The sequence below is a fragment of the Gilliamella sp. LMG 34359 genome (assembly GCF_984569085.1).
On sequence record NZ_OZ474906.1, the window covers coordinates 3,485,321 to 3,503,472 of the forward strand.

Annotated in this window: 16 protein-coding genes and 1 tRNA gene; 4 read left to right on the plus strand and 13 right to left on the minus strand. The window is 34.4% G+C overall.

Going from position 1 to position 18,152, the window contains the following annotated elements; genetic code table 11:
* The first annotated feature begins 5 nt into the window (after nucleotides 1-5).
* From ureE to ureG, 3 genes are read left to right on the plus strand one after another with little or no spacing between them, the layout of a single operon-like run.
* Nucleotides 6-473 (plus strand): urease accessory protein UreE, encoded by a 468-nt coding sequence (gene ureE, locus AC5LXV_RS15875; RefSeq protein ID WP_493467000.1) that lies wholly within the window; start codon nucleotides 6-8, stop codon nucleotides 471-473.
* A 1-nt stretch (nucleotide 474) separates the two neighbouring features.
* Nucleotides 475-1,143 carry an urease accessory protein UreF gene (locus AC5LXV_RS15880; RefSeq protein WP_493468012.1) on the plus strand — a complete coding sequence of 223 codons (669 nt, stop codon included), beginning with the start codon at nucleotides 475-477 and terminating at the stop codon, nucleotides 1,141-1,143.
* A gap of 41 nt (nucleotides 1,144-1,184) precedes the next feature.
* Complete coding sequence (gene ureG, locus AC5LXV_RS15885; RefSeq protein WP_110422592.1) at nucleotides 1,185-1,802, plus strand: urease accessory protein UreG; 618 nt, start codon at nucleotides 1,185-1,187, stop codon at nucleotides 1,800-1,802.
* 123 nt (nucleotides 1,803-1,925) lie between these two features.
* Here the strand turns inward: ureG and AC5LXV_RS15890 are convergent, their stop codons facing one another.
* The 12 genes from AC5LXV_RS15890 to AC5LXV_RS15945 form a co-directional block, all read right to left on the minus strand.
* Nucleotides 1,926-2,240, minus strand: coding sequence for a chorismate mutase (locus tag AC5LXV_RS15890; protein WP_493467001.1), 315 nt, complete (start codon nucleotides 2,238-2,240; stop codon nucleotides 1,926-1,928).
* A 63-nt stretch (nucleotides 2,241-2,303) separates the two neighbouring features.
* Nucleotides 2,304-2,483 (minus strand): hypothetical protein, encoded by a 180-nt coding sequence (locus AC5LXV_RS15895; RefSeq protein ID WP_034883415.1) that lies wholly within the window; start codon nucleotides 2,481-2,483, stop codon nucleotides 2,304-2,306.
* A 308-nt stretch (nucleotides 2,484-2,791) separates the two neighbouring features.
* Nucleotides 2,792-3,475 (minus strand): hypothetical protein, encoded by a 684-nt coding sequence (locus AC5LXV_RS15900; RefSeq protein ID WP_493467002.1) that lies wholly within the window; start codon nucleotides 3,473-3,475, stop codon nucleotides 2,792-2,794.
* Between the two features lie 948 nt (nucleotides 3,476-4,423).
* Nucleotides 4,424-4,499: transfer RNA gene (locus AC5LXV_RS15905), tRNA-Ala, on the minus strand.
* 126 nt (nucleotides 4,500-4,625) lie between these two features.
* Nucleotides 4,626-5,624: a protein translocase subunit SecF gene (gene secF, locus AC5LXV_RS15910; RefSeq protein ID WP_493461380.1), complete on the minus strand. Its 999-nt coding sequence runs from the start codon at nucleotides 5,622-5,624 to the stop codon at nucleotides 4,626-4,628.
* Nucleotides 5,625-5,636: 12 nt separating this feature from the next.
* The gene (gene secD, locus AC5LXV_RS15915; protein WP_493467003.1) at nucleotides 5,637-7,493 is read right to left on the minus strand and encodes a protein translocase subunit SecD; all 1,857 of its coding nucleotides are present in this window, start codon (nucleotides 7,491-7,493) and stop codon (nucleotides 5,637-5,639) included.
* A 57-nt stretch (nucleotides 7,494-7,550) separates the two neighbouring features.
* Nucleotides 7,551-7,883: a preprotein translocase subunit YajC gene (gene yajC, locus AC5LXV_RS15920; RefSeq protein WP_110432547.1), complete on the minus strand. Its 333-nt coding sequence runs from the start codon at nucleotides 7,881-7,883 to the stop codon at nucleotides 7,551-7,553.
* 122 nt (nucleotides 7,884-8,005) lie between these two features.
* Nucleotides 8,006-9,784 carry an NADH-quinone oxidoreductase subunit N gene (locus AC5LXV_RS15925; protein WP_493467004.1) on the minus strand — a complete coding sequence of 593 codons (1,779 nt, stop codon included), beginning with the start codon at nucleotides 9,782-9,784 and terminating at the stop codon, nucleotides 8,006-8,008.
* A 6-nt stretch (nucleotides 9,785-9,790) separates the two neighbouring features.
* Nucleotides 9,791-11,332, minus strand: a complete 1,542-nt coding sequence (locus AC5LXV_RS15930) for a complex I subunit 4 family protein (protein ID WP_110432545.1) — start codon at nucleotides 11,330-11,332, stop codon at nucleotides 9,791-9,793.
* Nucleotides 11,333-11,349: 17 nt separating this feature from the next.
* Entirely contained in the window at nucleotides 11,350-13,200 is a 1,851-nt protein-coding gene (locus tag AC5LXV_RS15935) for an NADH-quinone oxidoreductase subunit 5 family protein (RefSeq protein ID WP_493467005.1), read from the minus strand.
* Nucleotides 13,197-13,499, minus strand: a complete 303-nt coding sequence (gene nuoK / locus AC5LXV_RS15940; RefSeq protein WP_493467006.1) for an NADH-quinone oxidoreductase subunit NuoK — start codon at nucleotides 13,497-13,499, stop codon at nucleotides 13,197-13,199. The genes AC5LXV_RS15935 and nuoK overlap by 4 nt, the downstream gene beginning before the upstream one ends.
* A gap of 1 nt (nucleotide 13,500) precedes the next feature.
* Complete coding sequence (locus AC5LXV_RS15945) at nucleotides 13,501-13,992, minus strand: NADH-quinone oxidoreductase subunit J family protein (protein WP_110432543.1); 492 nt, start codon at nucleotides 13,990-13,992, stop codon at nucleotides 13,501-13,503.
* 330 nt (nucleotides 13,993-14,322) lie between these two features.
* Between AC5LXV_RS15945 and ppc the strand changes: the two genes are divergently transcribed.
* Complete coding sequence (gene ppc, locus AC5LXV_RS15950) at nucleotides 14,323-16,971, plus strand: phosphoenolpyruvate carboxylase (RefSeq protein ID WP_493467007.1); 2,649 nt, start codon at nucleotides 14,323-14,325, stop codon at nucleotides 16,969-16,971.
* A 12-nt stretch (nucleotides 16,972-16,983) separates the two neighbouring features.
* Here the strand turns inward: ppc and AC5LXV_RS15955 are convergent, their stop codons facing one another.
* Nucleotides 16,984-18,057, minus strand: coding sequence for an SEL1-like repeat protein (locus AC5LXV_RS15955; protein ID WP_110432541.1), 1,074 nt, complete (start codon nucleotides 18,055-18,057; stop codon nucleotides 16,984-16,986).
* Nucleotides 18,058-18,152 lie beyond the last annotated feature (95 nt).

The following is an 18,152-nucleotide window of genomic DNA, read 5'->3' on the forward strand; positions in this document are numbered from 1 at the left end:
ACATCATGATAATTTTTACAAAAATCATTACTAAACCATTAACAGAAAGACAACTACAATCAGTCAATGATAGTACCATATTAAATATTGATAGCCGCATAAAAAGTCGCATTAAAATTGTGCTTAAAAGTGGACAGGAAGCAGGTGTTATATTACCTAGAGGTTTATTGATTCGCGGTGGTGATTATCTTGCAACCGAAGATGACTCAATGATTATTGAAGTGTTGGCGGCAAACGAAACCGTATCGACAGCCTACTGCAATGATAAATTGTTATTAGCCAGAGCATGTTACCATTTAGGTAATCGACATGTTCCATTACAAATTGCCGCAGACTTTGTTCGTTATCAACATGATCATGTACTTGATGAAATGTTAACACAATTAGGTATTAAGGTTATTGTTGAACAGGCACCATTTGAACCTGAAGCAGGCGCCTATCAAAGTAGTGCTATCGGTCACCATCACCATTAAGATAAAAAATATGCTTGAATATTTACGTAACTTACAATTAGCCAGTGCCAACTTACCGGTTGGCGGATTCACCTATTCTCAAGGATTAGAATGGGCTGTTGAAGCCAAATGGGTAACCAATCAAATCGAAACTAAAGATTGGTTAATACAGCAAATGTATAGCACATTGCGCTTTTGTGACTTACCTATTTTGGCTCGACTATATCAATGTACTATCAATCAAGATGAACAAGGTTTTAGTGATTGGATTAAAAATTTACTACGTCAACGAGAAACAAGCGAATTAAGACTTGAAGAACAGCAACGAGGCAAAGCTTTTTTTAGATTTCTACAAGGACTAGGGGTTATTTATCCATGGCAAAATTTATTAATGCAATCACAACTTGCTGGATTTGCTTGGTATGGAGCGACCAGTAAAATTTCATTAGAAGATCTACAAATAAGTTGGAGTTACAGTTGGCTCGAAAGCAATATTATGGCAGCAATAAAACTAGTCCCTTTGGGACAACAAGCAGGACAGCAACTGATTTATCAGTTATCAACATTATTACCTTCAATAATTACCCAGGCGAATGCAATTGAAGATAATGATATTGGCGCGGGTTCTCCTTTAGTTGCTATTGCCAGTAGTTGCCACGAAATCCAATACTCTAGACTATTTAGAACATAAATTAACCGAGTTATTAAAATTATAGAATAAGAGAAGATATTATGAATACCATTGCTCATACACCACTAAGAATTGGAGTTGGGGGACCGGTGGGGTCAGGTAAGACAGCCCTGCTTGAAATGCTCTGTAAAACCATGCGCAATAAATATCAATTAGCCGTTGTCACCAACGATATTTATACAAAAGAAGATCAGCGAATATTAACCGATGCAAAAGCTTTAGAGCCAGAACGAATTGTTGGTGTTGAAACTGGTGGCTGCCCACATACGGCAATTCGCGAAGATGCTTCAATGAATTTAGCTGCCGTTGAGGGGTTAATGGAAAAATTTTCCGATTTAGATATTATTTTTATTGAAAGTGGTGGTGACAATCTTAGTGCAACGTTTAGTCCTGAATTGGCCGATCTGACTATTTACGTTATTGATGTTGCTGAAGGCGAGAAAATTCCCAGAAAAGGCGGACCGGGTATAACTAAATCAGACTTTTTAGTCATTAATAAAATTGATCTGGCCCCCTATGTCGGTGCTTCTTTAGCCGTGATGGAATCTGATACTAATAAAATGCGCATTGATAAACCATGGGCATTTACTAATTTACGGACTAAACAAGGATTAGAAAAAGTTATTGAATTCATTGAAAGCGCTGGCTTATTTAAATAAGTTTTATGACATTCCCAACGTTATCTAGATAAATAATGTTGGGAAAGTTAGATACAATGAATAAACATTAAACCGAGAAATCAAAACGCTAAAATCAAAGTTTTTAATAAATGTTTAGCGTAATTATTTTTCTCTGTTTTGGAAATGCTTTAATTCTTCATCAATAAAATATCTAACTAAGTTAGCATACAACTCTTTAATGACATTACCATCAAGACCTAACTCATTAGCCCAAAGCTTTCGTTGTTCAAGCATACTATTAAAACGTTCTTTAGCTTGCACATCTACTGTGTTTTTCTTAAATTTACTTGCTTCTTTCACATATTCAAATCGAGTAGATAATAGTTCAATCACTAGGTGATCAATTCGATCTATTTCAGCTCGAATATCACTCATACCATTGCACTCTTTTGGCAAATGAATAGGATTATAATTCATAATATTAGCCCACTTTATTATTCAGTTAGCTACATTATAGCCCTCTATTTATTTACATGAAATTTATTTGCTATTTTCAGTTGCTTTAGTTTTAATGTCCTTAATGTAAAGCTCTGGATTATCCAATAATGGTTTTACTTTTTTTATTAATTCATCAGCTCGTTGTTTTTGTCTATTTTCACATTGCTTAATACCAAATAACAAAATAGTTAATATAATTAAGACTAACTTAAATTTATTCATCTCTATTCTACTTCTAAATTATCGCCATTCTTACCAATTTAGAACGGTTGCTACAGTCTGGGGGATTTCTATCATATTTAATAAAAATGTCTATTTCATCAACTATTGACTGCATTAGGGTAAATAAAAAACCACTTAATAAAAGTGTCCAACTTTATGGGGTCACTTCACTTGGGTGGTTTTTGTAAATTTTAATGGTGAATTTTTGGCCACTTACACGGCAATAATCTATCAGATACAAATTAATAGTACCCATCTAGAATTCATTACATAAATCATAGACAAAATAAAAGTTCTAAAGGGCTTTTTTATCTCAGATTGAAATTACTAAATACTTTATATTCAATAAATTGATTAGTTGCTTTTATTATTTCTAATTCTGCACCTTTATATCTTATAACTTTTGATTCTGATAAGTCATATTCAACATTATTTGAAAATGCAGGGCGAGCAAAATCATTATTAAATTCTTTATACCCGATATTAATTTTATTTCCTACTTTACCGTTATATATTAGTATCTGCTGGAACGCGTTTTGATAAGTTACATTTTTCTTTTGGTAAGAAAATGAAGCATCGCCTTTACATAAAGCACTACCGCTAACAGTAATAATACATAGGTCATTATCGTGTTTATTAGTTCTAATCCCTACAGGTATATCAGCAAAAGCTGATTTTCCCACTGTTACTCCAGAATTTAACTCATTTAAACCAAAAAACAGATACTTTTGATCTTCACCTACTTTAGGGTATTCTCCAGCATGAATAGTAAAATCCACCACTCCGCTAACAACTGTAGTTTGAGGAAAATAAACAACATCCCTCGCTGCTACTGTACCTTGTCTAACCATATCATCGCCAATAAATGTTTTGGTAACAACATTCAAATCGGGATAGCTTATTTGTTTTGTTTCGGCTACATAATTATACTTCACCGTGTTACAAGCGGTTAAAGCCAAGCCAAATAAACTTAAAAGGATTATTTTTTTCATACCATCTCCTTGATAATTAAATTTCGGTAATAGTATGAAAAATAGATAATAATATCAATTACAATTTCGACTGAACATTTGTTGAGTTACACATGGCTTTTCATACATCACCGGAATAATTACATATAATTTCTGATATGTTTTGATCAGCCTGTTTAACTGACATTCTGATGAGCTGTTTTCGACTTCAATAGACAGTTGACTTACTTCCACATTGCTTGCGTAGTTTTCTACAACAGATCTAGATTGGATACGGCCATTACCTAAGGTGATTTAATGGTTAGTTAATACTTGCCATTCTCTCCAAGTATTAAATATTGTCCCCCACCATGCATCAATATCTCAGGTTTGCCATCTTTACCAACTCGACACATTCTGTTGGAATCAACAGGCCTTTATTTTTACGGGCACCTGCTATCGAAATGCTTTTATTGCGCCTAATGCGGTCATATATGATACTAAGTTCAAGGTTGCGGATAAATGCTTTGTAGCAATTAAGATAAGCGCATAGTTGCTGATTGAAATAGTGTGGAAAGTGATGCTTCAGTGAGTTGAGTAGCGGTCGTTGCTTCTGCTGATTACTGCTGTTTATGTAATCATTGTTTACCATCATTATTCTTAGCGAACTCATTTAGTAGCAGTCTAACAATAGAGGAGGAACTCTTGTTTTGTTTTGTTTTGCTTTATTTTACTGACCAAAGGTAAATAACGCTTTTTTCAGGTATAAGATTGCCAAAGTGAAATATTACTCTTCACCATGATATGTCACTATTGTGCTCATTAAATCGCATATCTTCGTTGTTGATTACTAACACTATCGCTAGAATCTTGCCGGAATAGGGTTGTTTATGTTTAAGGTCAATTGTGAACTTATCACCACCAGTGATTGTTTTAAACCTGCACCATTGCCGATATAAGGATTTAGAAGAGTATTATTGTTTATTGAATTGGTGGAGCCAAGGGGGATCGAACCCCTGACCTCAACGCTGCCAGCGTTGCGCTCTCCCAGCTGAGCTATGGCCCCTAAAGGGATGAAATAAAACTGTGGCTAATAATATGCAACTAGTTAGAAAGTGTCAAATAATTTAATATTATTTGCTTAAAAAACAATCTAACAAAGCTCTGTCAAACTATGACAGAGCTTTAGTAATTAACGTAAAATCGCGTTTTGATCCGCACCTTCAACTTCAACTTTTGGTGGCATAAAGTGTTCACGTTTAACACCCAATTTAAGTGACATATAAGCAGCCACATAGATTGATGAAATCGTCCCTAACACAATTCCTACACCTAATGTTTCAGAGAAACCTTTTAACATTGAACCACCGAAGATATATAAGATAATAACTACCGCTAAAGTTGTGCCGGATGTCATTAAAGTTCGATGTAATGTTTGAGTTAACGAGATGTTGATAACGTCATATGGCGATGCCCGTCGAATTTTTCTGAAATTCTCACGAATTCTATCGAACACAACGATGGTATCATTAAGCGAATAACCAATGATGGATAACATTGCTGCAATAATCGTCAAATCTAATTCACGATTAAATAGGGATAAATATCCTGCGGTTATTACAACATCATGCGCTAAAGCAACAACAGCACCGGTACCAAATCGCCACTCAAATCGAAAAGCGATATAAATTAGGATACAAATTAATGCTGCACAAATCGCTAATATACCATCTTGAGCTAATTCAGTACCGACAGTTGGACCAACAAATTCAATTCGTTTAATTTCAGCGTTACTATCAATATTTTTATGCACTAAGTTTGAAATTTTCACCCCTAATGCATTATCGATCGCAGACGATACACTACCTTCGCTCTGGTTGGTAGTTGGTAATCGAATGATGATATCCTTACTGCTTCCATAATACTGAACTATTGGTTCATGATAGCCTTCATCACGTAAACTATTGCGTAAATCATCAAGATTTATCGGTTTAGTCACAGTTAATTCAACCGTTGTCCCACCAGTAAAATCTTGTCCAAGATTGAATCCTTTAACAAGAATTATTACAAATGAGGCAACCACTAATAACATTGAGATGACAAAAGCAATAAAGCCAAATTTTAAAAAGTCGAGCACTCTTCGTCCATGATTTAATTCTCTAACATCATGGTTTTCTTTTTGATTAACAATCACAATAAACCTCTAAATTGATAACTTATTGACGCGACGACCACCATAAATAAGATTGGCCAATGCTCGAGTTCCTACGATCGAGGTAAACATCGATGTTACAATACCGATACCTAAGGTAATAGCAAAACCTTTAATTGAGCCTGTACCTACTGCATAAAGAATTACAGCAGTGATTAATGTGGTAATGTTGGCATCAAAAATACTACTCCAAGCACCCGCATAACCTTCGTTAATTGCATGTTGGACACCTCGCCCATTACTTAGCTCTTCTTTTATCCGCTCATTAATCAGTACATTAGCATCTACCGCCATACCCACGGTTAGAACTATACCAGCAATACCTGGCATACTTAATGTTGCACCTGGCAATAATGACATAGCACCAACAATTAAAATTAAGTTTGCGACTAATGCAAGACTAGCAAATACACCAAATAGACGATATACCACCAACATAAAGATGACAGAAATTAATAATCCCCATACACAAGATTCTAAACCTTGAGTGATATTTTCTTGTCCCATTGAAGGGCCGACTGTACGCTCTTCAATTATCTGAATTGGCGCAATCAACGCACCGGCTCTTAGTAATAAAGATAAATTTCTAGCTTCATCAATACTACTTATACCAGTTACTTGGAATCGATCACTAAAAATACCTTGGATGGTTGCGACGTTAATTACTCTCTCTTGTTTTTCAAGAATAGGTTTATCATTTTCATCACGTTTTCCGGTATCTTTATACTCAACAAAAAGTGTTGCCATGGCTTTTTTCAGATTTTTCTGGGTAAAATCAAGCATGGTTTTACCACCAGCACTATCAAGTGTAATCGACACTTCTGGTTGGCTATATTCATTTACTCTAAATGATGAGTCGGTAATATGATCACCCGTTAATACTACACGTTTATAAAGTAAAACTGGGCGGCCGTTTTCCATATACTTTAATTCAGAACCATACGGAACACGCATATTGCCATTTATAATTGCAGCTAAGTTAATTGAACTGTCATCATTAACTTGTCTGAATTCGAGGGTTGCTGTTGCCCCTAAAATACGTTTAGCTAATGCGGTATCTTGGATACCCGGTAACTCAACGACAATTCGATCAGAACCTTGGCGTTGAACAATAGGTTCCGCGACGCCTAGCTGATTAACACGATTACGTAAAATTGTGGTATTTTGTTGTACTGCATCGCTTTTTGTTTGTTGTAATCGCTGTTGACTAACACTAATGACAATGCTGCTATCATTTTGAGATGTCAATTCATAATCTTGTAATCCATTGATTTTTGTAATAGCTTTATTACGATCTTCAACATTATCAAATTGCATTGTTATTTGTTGATTTGCATTTTTGCTAAGTGTTTTGTAATTAAGATTATTTTTATTAAACTCTGCTTTTAAATTTTCAATCGACTGTTCTGTTAATTTACTTAATGCAGTCGTCATATCCACTTCCATTAAGAAGTGAACACCACCGCGCAAATCGAGCCCCAATTTCATTGGTTCGGCACCAATCATAGTTAACCATGATGGTGTTGCCGGTGCTAGATTTAGTGCAACAGTATAATCTTCACCTAATTCTTGTGATATTAACTCTTTAGCTTTAAGCTGTGTATCATTATCACTTAATCGAATTAAAATAGATTTATTTTCATAAACAAGCGATTTAGGTTCAATTTGATTGTTTACCAAAAGCTGTTTGACTTTATCTTGCGTAGCAACATCAATTTCGGTACTGTTTGAACCTGAAATTTGTATAGCGGGATCTTCACCATAAATATTTGGAAGGGCATAAAGTAGGCCGACGCAGATCACGACGACCAACATAATGTACTTCCACAAAGGATAGCGATTTAGCACGACATATTCTCTTGTGGGATTAGATAATTAATACAATGATCTATAATAAAAAATTTATTATAGAGACTTCATTGTTCCTTTTGGTAAAACTGATGTGATAAAGTCACGTTTGATAACCACTTCGGTTGTATCATTTAACTCTAACACAATATAACCATTTTCATTAACTTTTGCTACACGACCAATCAGTCCGCCATTAGTTAATACTTCATCACCTTTTGAAATAGCAGCCATTAACTCTCGATGAGCTTTAGCGCGTTTTTGTTGTGGGCGCATAATCATAAAATAGAAAAATAACCCAAATACAACTAACATTATAGGTAAGAAATAAGGGTTTGCTTCAGCTGCTGCGCCATCTGCTGCGTATGCATTAGAAATAAAAAAGTCCATATTGGTCCTCTTAATTTTTATAAAAATATCAAAGTGTAAAATTATAGCACAATAAATAAATCGATTATTAACTATTTCTTGCCAATATCGTTTAGATCAATCACGATAAAGCCCAAAAACAATTAAGTCGTTAAATATTGAGCCATACTAACTAAGTTAAATAACCATTTAGGATAAACACCACATATAATAGTTAAAACTGCCGCAAGAACAATCAGCGATTCACTCACTGTTATATCTTGCCATTTTAATCGGTTATTTGAATTATAATTTGACTGTTCATCATGAGTTGGCCTGATATACAGATTGAGAATAAGCCTTGCATAAAAATAGAGTCCTATTGTACTACCAATAACCACAGCCGCAATTAACCACCATAATTCAGCTGTCACCCCCAATAAGATTAAAAGGAAACGCCCAACAAATCCTGCGGTAAGTGGAACGCCAGCTAAAGAGAGAAAACCGATCCCCATGGTTAATGCAAGAACAGGCCGACGCCAAAATAAGCCCGAAAGATCAATTTCATTTTCATGATCTTGTAACTCATTGGAATGTGATTCTAAACTAATAACCCCCAAAATACAGATGTTGGCAAGAATGTATCCAATTAGATAAACACCAATAGTTTCTAAAGCAAGTACTTGATATTGCACGGCAATTAAAGCAATCAATAAATATCCAAAATGAGCGATAGAAGAGTAAGCTAACAACCGTTTTAAGCTACGCTGCATTAAAGCGGATAAATTTCCCCATAATATTGAACAAAATGCCATACTAACCAGAATGATACGAATTGTTTCATTATTGACAATCGGCGCAAGTAAAAACAACCTTGCCATAGCACAAAATAGTGCCACCTTCCCTACTGTTGACAATAATAGCGCCACAACGGTCGGCGCCCCTTGATAAACATCAGGTAGCCAAAGTTGAAAAGGTACCAATGAAAGTTTAAATCCAATTCCAACTAATATTAAACAAATTCCAATTAATAATAATATGCTTGGATAAGACATTGTTGATAGTTGATAACTTAAGCCACTAAATGTCAGTTCACCGGTAGCTGCATAATAAAAAGCAATCCCCATTAATAAAAACGAACTAGCGATTGCTGATAAAATCATATATTTGATGGCCGCTTCTAATGCATGAGTTTGCATATACTGATAACCGATCAATCCTACAAATGGAATCGAAAGCATTTCAACACCAAGACAGAATGACATCAAATGGCTAGCATAAACTAGGGTTATACCACCTAATGCCATAAACAGTAAAATCACATAAAATAAACCATGTTCAACCTTTTCCTGAATAAACCATTGATAAGCCAACGATGCAACCACAATTGCAATAATTAAAATTAAGCTGGTATACAGTAATCCATAGCCATCACAAGTAAATAGTGCGGTAATTTGATGAGCGCGCCACTTGCTTTGCGTATTATCAACTTGTGGGTTATCATCAATATTTTGAGGAGGACCAACAAAATCATCAATTTCTTGAACAATTGGCTCTGAAATTTGCTCATTTTGAGCAGACGACGTTTCTTGTTCCGTTGGTACTGCATCAACAGCTATGGTCTGTTCAGTTGATAAATCAGTATCAGTTGAATCTTGTGATGTTGTTTCTTGCGTTGTAGTACCTTGTGATGAAGTATCCTGCGATGAAGTATCTTGTGGCGTAGCCACTGATATTTGCATATTGTCGCTGCTAATATCGGTTATTGCTGGGGTATTATAGGAAATTAAAATTCCTAAAATAGAAGAACTAATTAACGCACAGATTAAAGCTGATGTTGCTAAAATAGCACATTTTTTTGTTTCTAATTTATAAACAAACAGCGCTATGAGCAAAACAATTATGGCAAAGCTCAATATGAATATTGGCAATAAAGCGATCATAAATTATTACTCTCCCACTCGTTCTGCTGTTATATACTGTATTGTTTGGTTGACGGTAGAATAAGAAACATCTAACACCACTTTAGGATATAATCCGATAAAGATAAGGACAATCAATACACTTGATAATAACAGAATATCTTTTTTACTTATAAACTGTTTGGCCACTTCACCGTTATCCACCGCCCCATAAAAAATAGGTTGCATGCGCATAATTAAAGAAATTGATAGTAATAACAAGCCGATTACTAGTAATACTGTATAATAAGGATATGAGGTATAGCTACCTAATAACATCATATAATTACCGACAAAATTAGCTGTACCTGGTATGCCTAACACAGCCAACATAAAAAATAGAGTAAAAGAAGACAAATATCTTACTTTTTCTTTTAATCCAATAAATTGGTTGATATTTCGGGTTAAGTAACATTCAACCAATAGTCCACTTATCATGAACATGCCTACAATCGCTAAAGTTATCGCTATCATTTGAATAACAACGCCTTGAAACGCTATCACTGTTCCACTATAGATAATTGCAGTAACAAATCCCATTAAAGCGATATGAATATAAGCTATTAATTTTTTAATATCAGTTTGATTGAATGCGAGTAGGGCAGCATAAAAAACAGTAAACATCGCCACTGTTGAAATAACCGGCATAATGGCTAAAGATGCGTTCGGGAAAAGTGGTATTACAAAACGCAATAAACCAAATGTAGCAGTATTGAGCAATAAACCACTTATCATTATAGAACCACTTGTTGAGGATTCAATATGCGCCTCAATAAACCAATTATGAAATGGAACTAACGGAATACGTATAATAAAAGCCGCTAAAAATCCTAACATTAATAAAAATTCGGTATTAGTTGAAATTGGTGTTTTAGTTAAAATTTGATAATCAAAAGTCCACTGCGCGGTCAAATTCCAATTGATTAATGCCAATGAAACAATAGATATAAGCATTAATAAGCTACTTATTTGGGTATATATTAAAAATTTATTAGCCCCATTAAAGCGTAATTGAGAATTTAAATCTCGCCTTCCCCACAAAGAGATTAAGAAATAAATTGGAATGGCTACCGCTTCCCAAAAGAAAAACATTAAAAAGAGATCAGTAATGACAAATAACATCATAATGGCGGATGTCATAAATGATATACATAAATAAAATAATCCAACATTACTGAGGTTTTCTTTACTGGAATTAACAATAACTAACAGTACAATAAATAGTGTTACAGTAATCACGACTAATGATAAGCCATCTAAAACCAGATGAAAATGAATCCCAAGTAATGGAATCCAGTCAATATTGACTTCTTTATTCCAACTTGAATTTGGTTCTATATTGATTGCATTTATCCATAAAATTATTGCTAAAATTAATGTGATTAATATAGTCGTGAAAGCAACCATCATTGGTAAACATTGCCAACGCAATTGCCCATTAGTTGCAGCTATATTTCTTTGTAAGAATACATTACATAGCCAACCAATGAATCCACCAATTACAGGTAAGAAGACAAGCCATAACAACATGAAAGTTCACACCTTTATTAAATAAAAATTAATAACATTAATATAATAATGCTACCTATAACCATCGAAACCAGATACCATCTTATTTGTCCATTTTCTAGACTAACAATATATGAGTTTATTTTCTTGATTCCCCACATTACCCAATTATCCCATATGGCAAATGGATCTTTTTTCAACCAATTAGCTAAATAGATATACGGTTTTACAAAAATATTATTTAAGATAAAATCAAACCACCAATTGCTTTTACAGAGTTTTACTAAACTTTTCACCATCGGAGTATTAAGTATTTCATGGACTTCACTGTTAGGATATGCATAAAAAATATAAGCAATAACTAAACTTAATAAAGTCACCGCAGCTAACAGTAGTCGAAATGGTAATTGCCCTTGGGTATCAAGAGCTGCAATCGGCAGAATCCCTTGAGTTGGCACAGGGTAATATATAAAAAATGCGGTGGTAAAAATCACTAAGATAAAAATCGGTAAATAATTTAACTTTTTAATTTTAACAAATTGATTGTTCTTATTAGGCTTATGATGGAAAACTGAAAAGATTAAACGCAAAATGCTTAAGCTAGATAATAAGATACCTAATAAACTAATGGTGCCTACCAATAAATTACCTTGTGCCATTAACCCAAGAATAATATCACCTTTGATATAAAATGATGAAGAAATCAAAGGGAAAGCACTCAGAGAAAGCATTATAATTAAAAAGATAATATACAATACCGGGTTAGATTTTAATAAGCCACCAAGTTTGCTGATATCACGTTCGCCGCGACATTGTTTTACTAAAATTGCCGTAGCGAGGATCAACAATGTACTGGTTACTGAATAATTTATCAAACAGTTTAATGACAAACTCCAGTTTTGCGTTGAAAAAGCATAAAATAGATAACTAATTTGAGTTAAATTGATATAAGTTACAATTCGTTTTATATCATTTTGAACTAAAGCAATACTACTAGCAAATATGACAGTTAATGAAGCGAATAAAAGCATGATATAGAGGGTATCGCTAGACATCATAAACAGATTGCTTAGTCTTAAAACGAGATAAACTCCAGCCAAAATAACCGTCGAAGATTGTAATAGTGCAACAGCTGGCATTGGCGCTAATGTTGTTTCTGTAAACCAAGTATGCATAGGAAAAAGCGCTGATTTACTCATGGCACCGAGGAACAACATAATGGTGATCCAAAAGATAATATCTGAATCGATAGCCAAATCATTTTGCGCTTTGATTAACAAAGTGCTGATTTTTAAGGTTTCTAAAGTTTGATAAAGTAAAAATATACCAATGATTAGAAAAATATCGGTTAAATGCATCATAACAAATGCTTTAACCGCAGCATAACTATTACGCGCTTGTTTATAGTAGATACCAATAAGTAAGTAAGTACTTATACTCACACCTTCCCAACCAAGCAACATCACAAATAAATTATCAACTAACACAACAGTTAACATGCTGGTTATCAGTAAGTTACTATAGGCATAAAAATTATAAATATCTTCCTTTGATTTTAGATAACAAGCAGCAAAAAAATAAATCAATAATCCAAAGAAAGAAATCAACACTAAAAATGTTAATGATAAACCGTCCAAAGTTAAGGAAAACGGAACTTCTAAATCCCCGACAGAAAACCAAGTCCATAAATTTCTCGTATAAACCAGAGTCATATCAGGAACAGTGTTGGTAATAAAATCAACACAAGAAAATATGGTTATTAAACCAATAACAAAGATAGTACAAATTCCGATTAACATAACATTAATCGATCGTATTTGTCGTCCAAAACAAACCAATATCAGAAAAGATAGCAATGGAACAATGATAGTTAAATAAAGTAAATTCATCCTTTCATTTCACTCAATGAATCAATATTAAAGTTTTTACGGCGATAAATTAATTTGACAAGTAAAGTGAGTCCAACAACTATATGAGCTAAAACGGTAGTTACCGCTAAGATAGCAAGGACTTCTCCATCAGATTGTTGCCAATAACTACTCGCGACAAAAAGCGCCGTTATTGCACCGTTATTCATGATGACAAGACTTAACAATAAAAAATAGAGATTTCGTCTAATCATTACCCCTAGAAGTCCGATAACAAACAAGATAGAAGCAACAATTAGTCCATACATAAGTGGTATCACGTTATTTCTCCGAAAACATTCGATGTATAAAATAATAAGCTATAACTGCAGCACCTAATAATAAAAATGCCGCTAACTCAATCATCAAAATATAAGCATATATCGACATTTGGTGCATTAATTCATGTGATTGCTTAAATTGCGAATAGTCAGTACCCACTACACCATAAATAAGAATAACTAATAATATAAACGCTAAGACTAGTGGCCCCAACCAAATTTTAGGACTAATACCATGTTTATTGGTTTCAACACTGTCTTTATGAATTTTTAGCAAAATAGAGACCGCTAAAAAAAGAAGTATTACACCACATATAAAAAAGAGGATATACAAAACAGCTGAAATATAAGTTTTAAGTAGAATAAATATCAATGCTGATGCAAAGAGTGAAATAGCAAGATATAAAATTGCCTTTTCTACTCGTCTACAAAAAATCACTATTATACTAGCAACAACAGCAATTATCGATGCAATATAAAAAACAACGATCATTAAATAATCCAATATTTATTTCATATTTTACTAGTATATACCCAATCGCCGATAATATACAGTTTACTAACGTTGTGTTAATACAAAAAATTATCTCTAAATGAATTATTAACTTTGTATAGTAACCAGAGTCGCATCTTTAGCCAATATAATAAAAACAGTAGAAATTAAAAAAACTATAAAATTTTATTATTTAAATTCAATACAACATTGTTATAAAGTATATATCCTGTGCAATTAACCTATATTTATACCTTCTTCTTTAAATTGTCATTTTGAGGCAAGCAGCTTAAAGGCACTTAGGCAAAATATTAACAAGTAGAGAATAGAATGAATAATCAATACTCATCCATGCGAAGCAACGTCAATATGTTAGGAACCCTATTGGGCGATGCGATTAAACGCGCAACAGGTAATGAAACATTCGATTTAGTCGAAAAAATCCGTCAATTATCCAAATCCGCGCAACAAGGAAATAAGCAAGCGCATAATGAATTACTTAAGTTAATTGAAAATCTTAATAACCAAGATTTACTTCATGTTGCACGTGCGTTTAATCAGTTTTTAAATTTAGTTAATACTGCTGCCGAGTATTATGGCATTTCTCCACATGGCGAGGCATCTAGTAGCCCGAAAAAGATGACCGAACTATTTAAATCCCTTAAAAGTTTAAATTTCGTGCCTCAAACAATTAAACAAGCGATTGATAATTTATCTATTGAGTTAGTGCTCACTGCGCATCCAACAGAAATTAATCGCCGTACGATGATTAATACTTACACCGCAATTAATAGTTGTTTATCACAACTTGACCATAATGATTTAGCTGATTATGAAAAAGAGCGAATTATGCGTCGATTAAAACAACTTGTTTGCCAGGCATGGTACACCGATGAAATTCGTAAAAAACGTCCTACTCCTCTTGATGAAGCCAAGTGGGGGTTCTCGGTAATTGAAGATAGTTTATGGGAAGGTGTACCATTATTCTTACGCGAATTTAATGATCAATTAGTCGATGCGTTTAATGAAGAGCTCTCCGTCGAACATGTTCCGGTTAAATTTACCTCATGGATGGGTGGAGATCGCGATGGTAACCCCAATGTAACGGCAAAAGTTACCGCAAGAGTGATGTTGCAAGCTAGGTTAAAAGCAATAGAGCTATTTTTAGCTGATATTCAAATCTTAGTTCGCGAATTATCAATGACAGAGTGTAGTCAATCAGTTATTGATTTATTAGATGAACAAAATAAAGCCGCATCTGAGCCTTATCGAGCGGTAATGAAACAGTTACGCTCTCGTTTGACTAAAACTCATAGCTATATAGTGGCACTGTTGAATAATGAACAAGTTTTAGCGCCTAACGATCTTTTAATAAAAAATGAACAATTATGGACGCCGCTCTATACTTGTTATGAATCGTTAATTGAGAATGGAATGTCAACTATTGCTCATGGGCCGTTATTAGATACATTAAGACGTATTAAAAGTTTCGGATTGCAGTTAGTTAGATTGGATATCCGTCAAGATAGTTCGGTTCATACTGAAGCATTAGATGCCTTAACCAAGGAACTTAATTTAGGTAGTTATGCTTCCTGGTCAGAAGAAGAAAAACAACAGTTTTTATTGACTGAATTACAATCTAATCGACCACTACTACCCTACAATTGGCAACCTGATGAAATGGTTCAAGAGGTCCTAGATACCTGCCGCGTAATCAAAAAAGCCGGTGAGGAATCGATTGCTTCTTATGTGATTTCGATGGCAAAAGCGCCTTCTGATATTTTAGCGGTATACTTACTTCTAAAAATTGTTGATTGTCAAAAAAATATTCCGGTCGCGCCTTTATTTGAAACTTTAGAAGATTTAAATAATGCGAAATCTGTTATGCAAAAACTTTTAGATATTCCTTGGTATCGAGAAAAAATTAATGGCAAACAGATGGTCATGATTGGTTATTCGGATTCAGCAAAAGACGCCGGAACCCTTGCAGCATCTTGGGCACAGTATCGTTCACAAGAAGAATTAGTTAATTTGTTTGAACAATATAATATTAACTTGGTGTTATTCCATGGTCGCGGTGGTTCAATTGGACGTGGTGGCGCACCAGCTCACGCAGCTTTACTATCACAACCACCTGGATCATTAAAAGGGGGGTTACGTGTTACAGAACAAGGTGAAATGATTCGATTCAAACTCGGGTTACCAGAAGTTGCACTGAGTAGTTTAATGCTTTATGCATCAGCGATTTTACAAGCAAATTTACTTCCACCTCCAGAGCCTAAGCAAGTCTGGCGAGATATTATGGATGAGATGTCTGATTATTCATGCCAATGTTATCGTAGTTATATTAGAGAAAAGGCTGAATTTGTTGATTATTTTCGCGCCGTCACCCCAGAAACCGAGCTTGGCAGACTTCCATTAGGCTCCCGACCGCAAAAACGTCGAACCGGTGGCGGAATAGAGAGTTTACGAGCAATACCATGGATTTTCGCTTGGACACAAAATCGCTTAATGGTTCCATCATGGCTTGGGGCTGGAAGTGCACTTAGACTAGTTATCAATGAAGGAAAAAAAGAGCAACTTAGGGATATGTATCATAATTGGCCATTTTTTAATGCTCGTTTAGGAATGTTAGAAATGGTTTACGCTAAAGCGGCGCCCAATATTCATGAATACTATGAACAAAGATTGGTTTCTCCAACATTATGGCCATTAGGTGAGGAATTACGAAACTTATTAACTAATGATATCAATACAGTACTAACTATTACTGATGATATTAGCTTAATGGCAGACCTACCTTGGATTGCTGAATCAGTAGCTTTACGAAATACTTATATTGAACCGCTAAATTTATTACAAGCAGAATTATTAAGTCGTTCGCGTCAAAATACTGATGATGATGAAAATACCATAGTTGAACAAGGGTTAATGATAACCATCTCTGGTATTGCGGCAGGAATGCGAAATTCAGGATAATAAAAAAAGGGCTTATTTGCCCTTTTTATTTTGTTGAGAAAGTTCTTCTAAATAGGCCTGCGCATCCTCATCACCTTGCTTGCTGGCTTGAATAAACCAATAAGTCGCTAGGTTATTATTTTGTTTAACGCCTTCGCCTTCAAGATATTTAACCGCGAGATTATATTGAGCATCAACATTTCCTTGTTTAGCAGCTTTGGTATACCATTCTATTGCTTTTGCTATATCTTTAGGTACACCACCACCAACATCATACATAACCGCTATGTTATATTGAGCATCAGCATTACCACCTTCTGCTGCTTTATTAAACCAATAGGCAGCTTGAGAATTATCTGGTTTTGTTCCTGTACCCGTTGCATACATAATGCCTAAATTATACATTGCTAGCACATAGCCACGTTCTGCAGCTTGAGTGTAAAAATAAACAGCTGCAACACTATCTTGTGTTAAACCATCACCTTCTTGGGACATCAATCCAAGATAATATTGCGCCTCGGGATTATTATCTCTCGCCGCTTTACTAAACCAATCAGCCGCTACCATGCGATCTTTTTCTACGCCATCCCCAAAAAAGTACATTATGCCAAGATTTAAATAAGCATCATAAATACCTTGATCACCAGCTTGGGTAAAATAGTTAATCGCAGTTGGCGTATTTTTTTTTACACCTTCACCATTTTTATACATCAAAGCTAAATTATATTTAGCTAAAGCATAATTTTGATCGGCGGCTAATTTGAAAAATTTGAATGCTTGCGATAAATCAGCTTTAGTACCTAAACCATTTTGATACATATAAGCTAAATTATTTTGAGCTTTATCTAATCCTTGTTCGGCTGCTTTTCTGAACCAAAAGAAAGCTCTATGATCATTAACTTCAATACCTAATCCCTGTTTATAAATTGTTGCTAACGTGTATTGAGACTGCATATCGCCCTTTTCCGCTGAAAGTAGCAAAGAAGGGATTAACGAACTAGGATCACTTACTTTTAATTCGGTATTGGGTTGTGTTTTAGCTTCACTTGCACTTGCGCCACAAGAGATAGATAACATCAACGCTAATATAATTTGAAGTTTTTTCATAATTGTTTAAATGCCATAATATTAACAATAATTATACATAATTGATTAAAAAGGGAATAGTTTTGTTTTTTAAAATTCACTTTTTTTCATTACTT